General features: G+C 41.4%; 11 protein-coding genes and 1 pseudogene. 6 read left to right on the top strand and 6 right to left on the bottom strand.

All coding sequences use genetic code 11. The features are described from left to right. The 3 genes and pseudogenes from IQ274_RS36460 to IQ274_RS10865 all read right to left on the bottom strand — a co-directional run. Positions 1-442: pseudogene (locus IQ274_RS36460) on the bottom strand (hypothetical protein); the annotation flags it as partial. Next, positions 442-732: a hypothetical protein gene (locus IQ274_RS10870; RefSeq protein WP_194142252.1), complete on the bottom strand. Its 291-nt coding sequence runs from the start codon at positions 730-732 to the stop codon at positions 442-444. The gene IQ274_RS10870 and the pseudogene IQ274_RS36460, both read right to left, overlap by 1 nt. After that, entirely contained in the window at positions 729-1,829 is a 1,101-nt protein-coding gene (locus IQ274_RS10865; RefSeq protein ID WP_194142251.1) for an ATP-binding protein, read from the bottom strand. The genes IQ274_RS10870 and IQ274_RS10865 overlap by 4 nt, the downstream gene beginning before the upstream one ends. Positions 1,830-2,027: 198 nt before the next feature. Here IQ274_RS10865 and IQ274_RS10860 point away from each other — a divergent pair, with 198 nt between their 5' ends. Then, positions 2,028-2,369 (top strand): hypothetical protein, encoded by a 342-nt coding sequence (locus IQ274_RS10860; RefSeq protein ID WP_194142250.1) that lies wholly within the window; start codon positions 2,028-2,030, stop codon positions 2,367-2,369. Between the two features lie 121 nt (positions 2,370-2,490). On the opposite strand, the gene IQ274_RS10855 is transcribed toward IQ274_RS10860, so the two are convergent. The 3 genes from IQ274_RS10855 to IQ274_RS10845 all read right to left on the bottom strand — a co-directional run bounded on the left by IQ274_RS10855 (position 2,491) and on the right by IQ274_RS10845 (position 6,318). Beyond that, the gene (locus IQ274_RS10855) at positions 2,491-3,516 is read right to left on the bottom strand and encodes an ABC transporter permease (RefSeq protein ID WP_012409030.1); all 1,026 of its coding nucleotides are present in this window, start codon (positions 3,514-3,516) and stop codon (positions 2,491-2,493) included. Between the two features lie 69 nt (positions 3,517-3,585). Continuing rightward, positions 3,586-5,238, bottom strand: coding sequence for an ABC transporter substrate-binding protein (locus IQ274_RS10850; RefSeq protein ID WP_194142249.1), 1,653 nt, complete (start codon positions 5,236-5,238; stop codon positions 3,586-3,588). A 213-nt stretch (positions 5,239-5,451) separates the two neighbouring features. Further along, positions 5,452-6,318, bottom strand: a complete 867-nt coding sequence (locus IQ274_RS10845) for a DNA adenine methylase (RefSeq protein ID WP_194142248.1) — start codon at positions 6,316-6,318, stop codon at positions 5,452-5,454. A gap of 299 nt (positions 6,319-6,617) precedes the next feature. On the opposite strand from IQ274_RS10845, the gene IQ274_RS10840 reads away from it, so the two are divergent. From IQ274_RS10840 to IQ274_RS10820, 5 genes are all read left to right on the top strand, one after another. Next, on the top strand, positions 6,618-6,944 hold the full coding sequence (locus tag IQ274_RS10840) for a hypothetical protein (protein WP_163936087.1): 327 nt from the start codon (positions 6,618-6,620) through the stop codon (positions 6,942-6,944). 506 nt (positions 6,945-7,450) lie between these two features. After that, positions 7,451-8,980 (top strand): photosystem II chlorophyll-binding protein CP47, encoded by a 1,530-nt coding sequence (gene psbB, locus IQ274_RS10835; protein WP_163939591.1) that lies wholly within the window; start codon positions 7,451-7,453, stop codon positions 8,978-8,980. Positions 8,981-9,090: 110 nt separating this feature from the next. Then, the gene (locus tag IQ274_RS10830) at positions 9,091-9,198 is read left to right on the top strand and encodes a photosystem II reaction center protein T (protein ID WP_012409025.1); all 108 of its coding nucleotides are present in this window, start codon (positions 9,091-9,093) and stop codon (positions 9,196-9,198) included. A 297-nt stretch (positions 9,199-9,495) separates the two neighbouring features. Beyond that, the gene (locus IQ274_RS10825) at positions 9,496-10,623 is read left to right on the top strand and encodes a 30S ribosomal protein S1 (protein ID WP_114081687.1); all 1,128 of its coding nucleotides are present in this window, start codon (positions 9,496-9,498) and stop codon (positions 10,621-10,623) included. Between the two features lie 153 nt (positions 10,624-10,776). Then, a complete protein-coding gene (locus IQ274_RS10820; RefSeq protein ID WP_163929142.1) occupies positions 10,777-11,511 on the top strand; it encodes an HAD-IA family hydrolase in 735 nt (244 codons plus the stop codon). Positions 11,512-11,768: the final 257 nt, after the last annotated feature.

Genomic DNA, 11,768 nt, shown 5'->3' with positions numbered 1-11,768 from the left:
GCGTCAGGTTTAATTCTTCGCGGGCAGGAACGAGACCACCGCCCCCATCTCCGGCTTGAGGTACGTCCCCGGCACCTCGCCGTCGGGCAGCTTCACCGAACGCCACGCCTACCGCCACGCCTCCCGCCACGCCGAACCAGTCAACGGGAATGTTTATTGCCTGAAAAATTAGACCTATAGCTACAGGTGTAATTACTGTTAAAACTAATCCTTGAAAAAGTAACTGACGTTGGATAGCATTTTGACGCAATAACTCCCATCCCTTCCGCCAATTCATTTCCCCTTCAGGAATATACCCACCCCCGAATGTATCCACATACCACCGCAAGGCTTGGGGAAAGAAAAACACCCAATACAGCAGGCGCAGATAATCTAAGGGGTTCCACAAAGAGAGGCGACGCTTCAACTTAGGGGCTAAGTCTAGGCGGGGTACAGGGGTCATTATTCAACCTCCATCATCACCCGTGAAGAACCTAACCCCCCAGGCCCTTCCAGGGAAGGTAGAATAGGAGCAATTTTGCTCTCCTCTCCTTGTAGGCTAACGTGTACGTACAAATCGTAGTTACTTTGATATCCGGGTTTTACCCCCCTTAATCCCCCCTTGTAAAGGGGGGAAACAAGAAAATCTAGTTCCCTCCCCTTTCCAAGGGGAGGGTTAGGGTGGGGTAATTCGATAACTTGTGTGTACACCGTAGCCCCTTGTAGGGGAGAGGTCAAAGCAGTGTCATTCATTGCAAACTCTCCACATACCGCGAATAAGTTCGATAACACAATTGCATCAGTTTGCGAGGATGTCCGCCACTTTCTTGGATGAGTTGGATGATTTCATCTTCAGTAAAACTCACAGAAGTTCTAGCCAAACGGTTGGTAATAAAAGCACGCATAGTAAATTCATCCCAAGGATGAATGTGTTCCTCTTGGCAAATACCTGCCAACGGAGAAGTATTACCTTGCTCCTGACTATCCTTAAAAAGGTTGTTCAAAGGTTCGGTGGCAGCTAAAATCAGCTTCAGCGGAGCATTACTCCCTTCGGCTAAACCGCGCAAATAATCCCTTATGTTGCGAGTAAAACCTTCGCTTGTAAGTTTTCCTACATTGTCTATAGCCAGTAGTATTTTACAACTTCGCAAATTGCGGGTTAACTGATAGTCTTTACTGTCAGGTATACCGATCTCGTGGCACAATTCACTATAAAATTGACTTTCATTATGAAGTAAATTCAGGTCTAAGAAAACTGGCTGACGTTCGCTTTTGAGAAAATTTCTCGCCTGTTGGTTAATCATCCATAGCAGCGAAGATTTGCCGATTCCTTCTTCTCCAATTAAAACGATACTACTACCACTATTCAGTACTTCAAATATTCGCCGGATTTCGCGCTCTCGATCAAAAAAGAGATACTTTTCTTCTACTCTGCCACTAAAAGGAATAAAGGGATTTTGATTTAGGTCAGATACAGTATTATTAGTTAACTCTGGAGAAGTAGTATAATCTGGTTCTGGTGCAGTGGTATAAGATAGTTTTTTAGTAGAGTTATTATAATTTTTATCAAAAAAGTTTTCAAGTTCTTCCTTAAAATATCTTTTCTCAAGATCGTCTATATTTAAAACTTTCTTAATTTTATCAATTAATTTTTTACCTATTTCTCTGAAATACTGTTCTGTATATGGTTTGCCATTAGATTTATATATTTGACAAATCATATCGCCATAATCCATACCTTGCCAACTTAGTAGAAAAACTTTTTCTTCTAACTTGCCCAGTAATACTACTTTTCCTTTTCTCTCCTCAAATATTTGCTTAATAGACTCTAATGCTTCTTCAGCTTCCATTTAACCTGATTGAGTTGGTAGAGTAAAGTTAACACTTAGATATAAGTTTAGTATTTTACAGCAAAACCTACATAATCCTACGTCTATGTAGATATTCTTTGTATTTATGACCTAATCCTACATTTACCTACATCCTACGTATAACTATGAACTACAGGCGAGTATATAGACATCGGAACAACAGAGGAGTGCAAAACGATGTCTGCTTACTATCCTGTAAATGAAAATTTAGTTGCACAGCAACAGCCAATAGTTCAATCTCTAGATGTTCTAAGTCAGTCAAACAATACAGAACAACTTCTCGATATCGCTGAAAATATTACTGCTGCTTTAAGCAAATCAGATACAGTGGAATTAGTTCAAGCTGGGGGTCAGACAGCAGAAAATATTTTTAAGGTCTTAGTCCAATATGGTGGTAAACCAGTTGCAATTATCCTGGCTACTGCTGTTCTGATTGCAGCTACGGCTATACCGATCTTAGCTGTAAAAGTATCTCTGGGTCAGATAACTCAAATCGATAATATTTCCCAGACAAAATGATAGTTTTGTGTTGGGTTGCGCTTTGCTTAACCCAACCTAGATTTTACTGCTTCATCTAATACAAAAGGGCGGTCAAGATGCCCACCCCACAAGAAGGTTAGAAAGAATTAAGAACTTTTTGCTAGTACCGAATTCGCGGATCTACATAAGCATTTAAAATATCAATTAAAATGCTGGCGCTGACAACGATCGCACCAAAAAAGACTAGCACTCCCTGGACTGTGGGATAATCGCGATCTGCGATCGCTTGATACAGTCGATTCGCTAACCCAGGCCAAGAAAATGTCACTTCTGTCAAAATTGCCCCACCCAACAGAGAAGCAAAAGTTAATCCTAACACTGTAATTACTGGGATTAGAGCATTCTTTAAGGCATGGGAGGCTAAAATTTTATTTTCACCAATACCTCTGGCTCTAGCGGCTTCTACATAATCTGCTTGCAAGGTTTGTTTTAAATTAACTCGCACAATTCGCTCAAAAATCCCACTCAGCAAAATTCCCAAAGTCAGACTCGGTAGGGCAAGATGGTGCAAAGATGTGAAAAACTGGGTGAGATTTCCACCGAGTAAGCTATCAATTGTATACAATCCCGTAACAGGAGTGGGAGCCGGAAGATTAGGTGGAAAGCGGTTGGAATTGGGAAACCAACCCAGTTGGACTGAGAAAATCAACTGCAAAAGCATTCCCGCCCAAAACATGGGGAGTGCGTAGGTGATAATCCCAAACAAGCGCCCACCAACATCAAAATATGTCCCAGGACGAGAAGCTGAAAGAGTCCCAACCGCAATTCCGACGATGAGTGCAACCGCCATACTACATACTGCTAACTCCACCGTCGCCGGGAAATATTGCCCAATTATGTCCCAAACATTCTGTCCGCGACTCATTAAAGACGTTCCCAAGTCAAAGCGCAGTATGCTTCCCAAATAATTGAGATATTGTAGCCACAAAGGAAAGTTTAAACCTAGTTGTTTCCGCAATTCTTCTTTTGCAGCTTCCGGCGCACGTCCACCAAGAATTGCATCTGCGGGATCTCCTGGTGTTGCTCTTAATAAGAGAAAGACAATGGTGATAATTGTTAATAGCTGGAGTGGTGCAAGAAGCAACCGAGAAACTATGTAATATTGTAAAGCCTTAGAGCGAGACATATTTTAGTTATTTGTTATTTGTCATTTGTCATTTATAAAAATAAATGGCAAATGACAGAGGACTAATGACTACTTTTTAATTGTCTGGTAAACCAGAATTTGGGTTGGGTTAAGTTGTACGCTGTTCACACCTTTTTGAGCAAATACATAGTCTTTACTTTGCCATAAGGGAACATAAGGTACATCAGCAGTTACTTGCTTTTGAATTTCTGCAAAAATTTTCTGACGCGCTTCGGGATTCAGTTCTTTGCGTTGTTGATCGATCAGTTTATTCATCGCTTCGTTATAGTAGAACGAACCCTGAGTTTGACTGCCTCCATCTTCACATCCTTTAGCAACTGAACCTTTGTCACAAGACAAAAACGGCTGGACGTAATTATCTGGGTCTAAAAAGTCTGGATACCAATCAAGTAAAGCTCCTGGATATAATCCTTTGGCAATGTCTTTAAAAAATGTTGGCCCTTCAGCAGGGGTAACTTCAAATTGCAGAATTCCATCCATTTTGGCATCGACAAGAGATTTGAGGGTCTGTGCTGCCAAACTACGAGTAGGCGAACTAGAAGGATACCAAATTTGGACTTTTGCCGGATTTTCTTTGGAGAAACCAGCAGTAGTTAACAATTTTTTAGCTTGATCAAAGTTAGCATCGCCATAAGCATCTTTGAATAATGGCACAGAAACTTTAAATGTTGTGGGAATCATGCTATAAAGCGGATCTGCTTGACCAAGCAAGGCCCGCTCATTTAAGAGTGGACGGTCAATTATTGACGCGATCGCTTGTCTGACTTCTAATTTATCTAAAGGCTTTTGATTCCGATTCAATACCAGATAGCTTACTACACTACCTTCAGCTGCGATCGCTTGCCAATCCCCTTTTTTACCACCTTCTTCTAAGCTCCGATTTTGATCTGGCTGTAGCGAAAGATAAGCTACATCTACAGCGCCTGTACGGAAAGCATTAAACAAATTAACCGGACTAGTTTGAATTTGGAGGTTAACACCCTTGTTAATTGGTTTTTCTCCCCAATATTTATCAAACGTATCAAATCTTATTGAATCAGTACCATACTGCGCTAACTTGTAAGGGCCAGTTCCCACAAAAATATTCGGCTTAAATTTACCAGCGCCGAGTTCGTAAGCTTTTGGCGAAACTGCACATACCCCAGGAAACGCTAGCAGTGAAGGAAAGGCTGCAAAGGGCTTTTTCAGCTTAATGGTTAACTCATACTCACTTGTACTTTTTACCGAATCTACTATATCACCTAGTAAGAATGAAGGTTTTCCTTTATTTTGAATAAAGCGGTTGATGGTAAACGCCATTGCTTCGGCATTGAAGGGAGTTCCATCGTGAAAAACCACTCCCTGACGTAAGGGGATGGTATAAGTTAAGGCATCTTGACTGACTTTAGGTAATGCTGTCGCAAGCTGGGGCTTAATTTCCGTACTACCTGGTTCGTAGGTGTAGAGGCGATCGCTCATATTAAACACCAAACCCAAGGATGCCAACTCATAAGCATCAGCTGGATCAAGGGTTCTCGGCTTTGCTGTTGTACCTATCGTAATACGACCATCACCTGTAGGGCTATTTACAGAACCCGATGGTGGCGTAGGAGGCTGTGGACGAGGAGCGCAACTAACAACTAAAAATAAGCATAGACAGAACAAAGATAGGAATTGTGTAATCCGACCCCACCGTTGCACGGACAAGGAAAACCAGGTCATACAGTTAAATTTCATGTAATGAGAAGTCAGTGATCATACTATATATTTGCTAGTTTTATAGAAAACTTTACAATTAATTACTGCTTGAGATCCTTTTTATAGAAGATTTTGCTCGAATAGATAAATTTATGTGTATTCAGGATCATTAACTAAAAACAATTAAATGCTTACTATAATATGCAGAACTTTACCTCATCATAATAATTCAAACTTCTAAATTAACTGTTCCAAATTTGGAGAAGTAGAGTCAAGAGAAGAGTAATTTAATATAAAAATTTCTTTTCCCTTATATCGTCCACCTTTAAAGTTATCTTGCTTACTTTTCGCATTTTTTTGATCATCACTTCTACTAATTGTATAATTCCATTCTTTGTCGTGTATTTCCAATGCCCATTCATATAGATTTCTAATTGTGTCGCTATTATCGTAAGTTAGAAGGAATTTTATTTTTTCCTTATATCTATTTAATATTTGGCATAGCCTGAAATGATCGTCTTTAGAAAATGAATGAGCATAAAGTTTATCTTGATCTGCATTGAAATAAGGAGGGTCAATAAATAAAAAAGATCCATTGGGTACAGATTCGATAACTTCTTCAAAATCGAGATTAGTAATTTTAACGTTTTGAAGTTTCTCTGAAGTTCGACGTATGTTTCTGGGCCAATTCTCTGGACGCATACTGTATTTGTCACCATACCCCCAATAACAGTTTTGATGATTCATAATCCCAGAGTAGGAGGTTCTGTTAAGGTAAAACCATCTACCAGCTCGTTCTAATTGATTTTGTGGAATAAATTCGTTTTTGTAATATGTATGTCTTTCTTTCGTAGCAGATTCACCTGCTAAAAATTTGATTAATTCTTCTGGTTGATCTCGAATTGTTAATAAGGTATTTATTAATAATTCATCAATATCATTGAGCCAATTAATATGTACTTTGTCTTTTACAAAAAAAATAGAACCACCCCCCGCAAAAGGTTCAATATAATAAGAGTGAGAAGGAATATGATTAAGAATCAAATTTCGAGCATAAAATTTGCCACCAGGATATCTAAATGGTGAGTTTATCGGTTTGTCCATAGTTACCTAAAATCTTCCTAATGTTATGCTTGGCATTTAGTATCCAAAGCATACATTAAATTTATTGTAAAGTTAGTAACAGAATACAATTATTAGCTCAATATTTAAATATGTAATCTTGTTATTATTTGTACAGAGCTACGTCTAATACAAGGAAGAATTTATTTTTATTAAAATTAAGCAATAATAATTTAAATAGCTTTAATTTAAATTATTATTAGTTATACATAATTAACAAATAATATAAGATATCGTAATCGTAAACAGCAGATTGAAAGTTTAATAGTGAGACTAAAAGCGTGAAGTATTTCTTTCTATCTGAGGGATGGGCAGTTGCTAGAGTCTGGGCATCTGATGGACTCTGGCAAGTAACTGCATGGCGACGGCAACCAGATATTCAGCGAATGAATATTTGTTTAGTGGAAGAAAACGAATTGCTATGGCTTTATCGAGTTGAAGAAGCCATTTTAACCGTGGAAGTGAAGCCGACAATACCAGTCACAGCAGGTACTAGCATAGGTCAAGTAGTACTCAAGCGTTTGATGAGTGCTGAACAGGTAATTGAACGCCTAAACACAGCTGAGGCAAAGTGCCAACTGCAAAATATCCATTTGGTGGTTCAGTAGGATCGGTATTGGATATTGGGCATGGGCATGGGCATGGGCTATGGGGAATTGGGTATGGGCTATGGGGCATTGAGCATTAGTTATTCTTTCTTCCTTTGCTTCCCCTGCCTCCCCTGCTCCCCCTGCCCTCTGCCCCCCTCATATAAGTTAAAGATTAAAGATAAGTAAATTTAATCTCCAAGAGGGATTGGTAGCGAAAAAACTTTGAGATGCTACGCGATCGCATCAATTTACACGCTTGCAAACAATTCCATCAATAGTTACACTTTTTAAAACATTCTCATTTTTTGCTTGGCGGTGGCTACCCTACAAGGTAAACCTCCCGAAGCGAGTAAGCATTGCCTCATCTCCCACGCTGTCTAACTTATAAGACTAACTGTGGTAGTACTCTGGCTCTGGCAATAACAAAAAACAAGAGAGAGTTTTCTGAGTGGCGAATTTCGTTCCTTAGAATCTCAGTAAGAAAATTGCTTTGTAAACTAACTCATCGAGGAGGAGCGTAGTCGATGGGACTACCCTGGTACCGAGTACATACAGTCGTTCTGAATGATCCAGGGCGACTGATTTCTGTACACCTGATGCACACAGCCTTAGTAGCAGGCTGGGCTGGTTCGATGGCACTCTACGAACTGGCTGTTTATGACCCTAGCGATCCAATTCTCAATCCGATGTGGCGGCAAGGGATGTTCGTCCTACCCTTCATGTCGCGTTTGGGCGTTACCCAATCTTGGGGTGGTTGGAACGTTACTGGTGGCCCAGCAAGTGATCCTGGCTTTTGGTCATTTGAAGGCGTTGCTGCGGCTCACATTGTTCTTTCCGGTCTTTTATTCCTAGCTGCCGTATGGCACTGGGTTTACTGGGATTTGGAACTCTTTAGAGATCCCCGCACTGGTGAACCTGCTCTAGACTTGCCAAAAATGTTTGGCATTCACCTGTTCTTATCTGGTCTACTCTGTTTTGGATTTGGTGCTTTTCACGTCACCGGACTATTTGGCCCAGGAATATGGGTTTCTGATGCTTATGGTATAACTGGGGCTGCCCAGGGAGTAGCACCAGAATGGGGCCCAGATGGTTTTAACCCATATAACCCTGGTGGCATTGCGGCTCACCACATTGCTGCTGGTGTTGTTGGTATTATTGCAGGGTTATTCCACCTCACAGTTAGACCTCCCGAACGGCTCTACAAAGCCCTACGGATGGGTAACATTGAAACAGTACTTTCTAGCAGTATTGCAGCAGTCTTCTTTGCTGCTTTCGTTGTTGCTGGTACTATGTGGTACGGAAACGCTGCCACTCCCATCGAATTGTTTGGCCCTACCCGTTACCAATGGGATCAAGGCTACTTCCGTCAAGAAATTCAGCGCCGCGTCCAAACTGACGTTGCTCAAGGTGCAACCCTTGACCAAGCTTGGTCGCAGATTCCTGAAAAACTGGCTTTCTATGATTACGTCGGTAATAGCCCCGCTAAAGGCGGTCTATTCCGTACAGGGCCGATGGTGAAGGGTGATGGTATTGCCCAATCTTGGCAAGGTCACGCCGTATTCAAAGATTCTGAAGGACGGGAATTGACCGTGCGTCGTCTCCCCAACTTCTTTGAAACCTTCCCAGTAATTTTGACCGATGCTGATGGAGTTGTCCGCGCTGACATTCCCTTCCGTCGGGCAGAATCAAAGTATAGCTTCGAGCAATCTGGTGTCACCGTCAGCTTCTATGGTGGCGATCTGAATGGTAAAACCTTTACAGAACCAGCTGATGTGAAGAAGTATGCCCGTAAAGCTCAAGGTGGCGAAATCTTTGAATTTGACCGCGAAACCTTGAACTCTGATGGTGTATTCCGCACCAGTCCTAGAGGTTGGTTTACCTTTGGACACGCTGTATTTGCTCTGCTGTTCTTCTTTGGTCATCTCTGGCATGGCTCTCGGACAATCTACCGAGACGTATTTGCAGGTGTTGATGCGGATCTAGAAGAGCAAGTTGAGTGGGGGCTATTCCAGAAAGTGGGTGACAAATCAACCCGCCGGAAGGAAGCCCTTTAAGATACTGGGGACTGGGGACTGGGGACTGGGGACTGGCAAGACTTTTCCAAATCCCCAATACCCAGTACCTAATCCCTCATTAACTAGCTGGATAGGCAGGAATTCATAATATGGAAAGCGTTGCGTACATCTTGATTTTTACTCTGTGTATAGGTACTATCTTTTTTGCGATCGCATTTCGCGAACCACCTCGCTTTGAGAAACCAAAAGATAAGTAGATCCTAATTACCAGACGTTTAGCTGATTTAAAGAAGTTAGTATCCGTTGCTACTAATTGTAGGAGCAACGGATATTATTGTGTTTGTCCTTTGTTAATTTTAAATACTAAGTAAATAACCAATCATTTTTATATTGTGATATAATTTCCAATCTTGGGAGTAGATATGTGTTAATACTAGCTTTTCTGCGCTAGGATGAAAAAGGATGTTAAGTGTAAACTGCCATAGAACTGCTTACATAGTACATCGCGCTTGTCGCACAACCTTTACGGAGACTAGAACCAGGAACAAATCAGCATGGTCAATCAGAATTTAACCGCTACAGAAATTGGATTCACTCACGAAGATTTCGCTGCTCTACTTGACAAATACGATTATCATTTTAGCCCTGGCGATGTTGTGCCAGGAACAGTTTTCAGTATAGAGCCGCGCGGCGCTCTGATTGACATTGGTGCTAAAACCGCAGCATATATTCCTATACAAGAAATGTCTATTAACCGGGTGGATAGCCCGGAAGAAGTCTTACAGTCAAACGAAACGCGTGAGTTTTTCATCCTTACCGATGAAAACGAAGATGGTCAATTAACCCTTTCCATTCGCCGTATTGAATATATGCGGGCTTGGGAACGCGTGCGACAGCTGCAAGCAGAAGATGCCACTGTCCGTTCTGGCGTGTTTGCAACCAATCGCGGTGGTGCATTGGTAAGGATTGAAGGATTACGTGGCTTTATCCCAGGTTCTCACATCAGTACTCGCAAACCTAAAGAAGAATTGGTAGGCGAAGAACTGCCATTGAAATTCCTAGAGGTGGATGAAGAACGTAACCGCTTGGTTCTATCTCATCGTCGGGCGTTGGTTGAACGCAAGATGAACCGCCTAGAAGTCGGGGAAGTAGTAATTGGTACAGTTCGTGGTATCAAACCCTACGGTGCTTTCATCGATATTGGTGGTGTCAGTGGTCTACTACACATTTCTGAGATTTCCCACGAACATATTGATACACCTCATAGCGTGTTCAATGTCAATGATGAAGTGAAAGTGATGATCATTGACTTGGATGCAGAAAGGGGTCGCATTTCCCTATCTACCAAGCAGCTAGAACCCGAACCCGGCGACATGATTAAAAACCGGGATTTGGTTTACGATAAGGCAGAAGAAATGGCTGCTAAATATCGTGAACAACTGTTAGCCAAGCAACAAGGTGCTACTGCTGCGCCTGCTGCACCTGCTGATGTTTTAGCAGAAGAAGATATTCCACCAGCAACAGAACTTGAAGACGAGATTCCACCAGCAGCAGAACTAGAAGAAGAAATTCCACCAGCAGCAGAAATTGAAGAAGTAACCCCAGTAGTTGCGGAAGTTCAAGAAGAGATTCCAGCAGCCACGGAAACTGAAGAAGAAATTCCAGCAGCTATTGAAGAATAATACATTTTATAGTTTTACTTGTTTTTAAGTAAGAGTATTAAATCATTGTATAAAGAGGGAAAAACCCTCTTTTTTTATGTGGAAAATTGGGAACAGTTAGGGGTTAGGAATAAAAACTCATAACTTCTGACTAAATAAGTGGGGTGAAATATTGTGGCAACTATTAAATGTAGAAAAATCACTTTTGATAATATTCAGGCAATTTTGTTTGACAAAAACGGTACTCTAGAAGATTCAGAAACGTATTTGCGATCGCTCGCACAAAAGGCAACAAGATTAATAGATGCTCAAATCCCTGGAACTGGGGAACCCCTATTAATGGCATTTGGCATTAATGGCAATCTTCTAGATCCGGCAGGCTTGATATCGGTAGCGAGTCGCCGCGAAACAGAAGTTGCGGCTGCGGCATATATTGCCGAAACAGGGAAAGGATGGTTTGAATCCTTAAAAATAGCCCGTCAAGCTTTGGATGAAGCAGAAAAATACATCGAACAAACTCCTTCACCGCTATTTGTGGGTAGCTTAGACTTGTTAAAATACCTATGCAAAGGAGGCTTAAAACTCGGTATCCTCTCAGCTGCAACAACCAATGAAGTAAATAAATTTGTAGCGCATCACCAATTAAGCGATTATATCCAGTTAAAAATGGGAGTAGATGAGGGACCGAGCAAACCAGATCCAGTCCTATTTTTGCAAGCTTGCGAAGCATTGGGAGTTGAACCAGGTGCTACCTTGATGGTAGGTGATGCCGTTGGTGATATGCAAATGGCACGTGATGCTAAAGCCGCAGGTTGTATTGGTATCACTTGGGTGGGTAAGTCAGATAATGTTCGAGGTGCAGATGTGGTGATCAATCAACTTGATGAAATCCAAATTTTAGAAGATTAGCAGCTTTAACAAGTTGAATTCGCAGAGGTTACGCAATACTTCTAGGTTAAGGGGAAAAGGGGAAGGGGAAAGAAAAAACCTTTAACCCTTACCCTTTTCCCAAAATCCGATTCCGAATTAAAAATGCTTAACCGAGAAGTATTGAGAGGTTATGGGCACACAAACGAGAGTTACACCGATTTGGGCTAAGGTTAAATCAAGAGTCTGAAACCCGCCTGTGCGGGTTTTGACTTTATAGACGCGGTTTCTAACAGCCG

It is taken from the genome of Nostoc sp. LEGE 12447 (assembly GCF_015206985.1).
GTDB lineage: Bacteria > Cyanobacteriota > Cyanobacteriia > Cyanobacteriales > Nostocaceae > Nostoc.
Note: the sequence above shows the minus strand (reverse complement) of the source record. Positions and strands in the feature narration are given on the sequence as shown.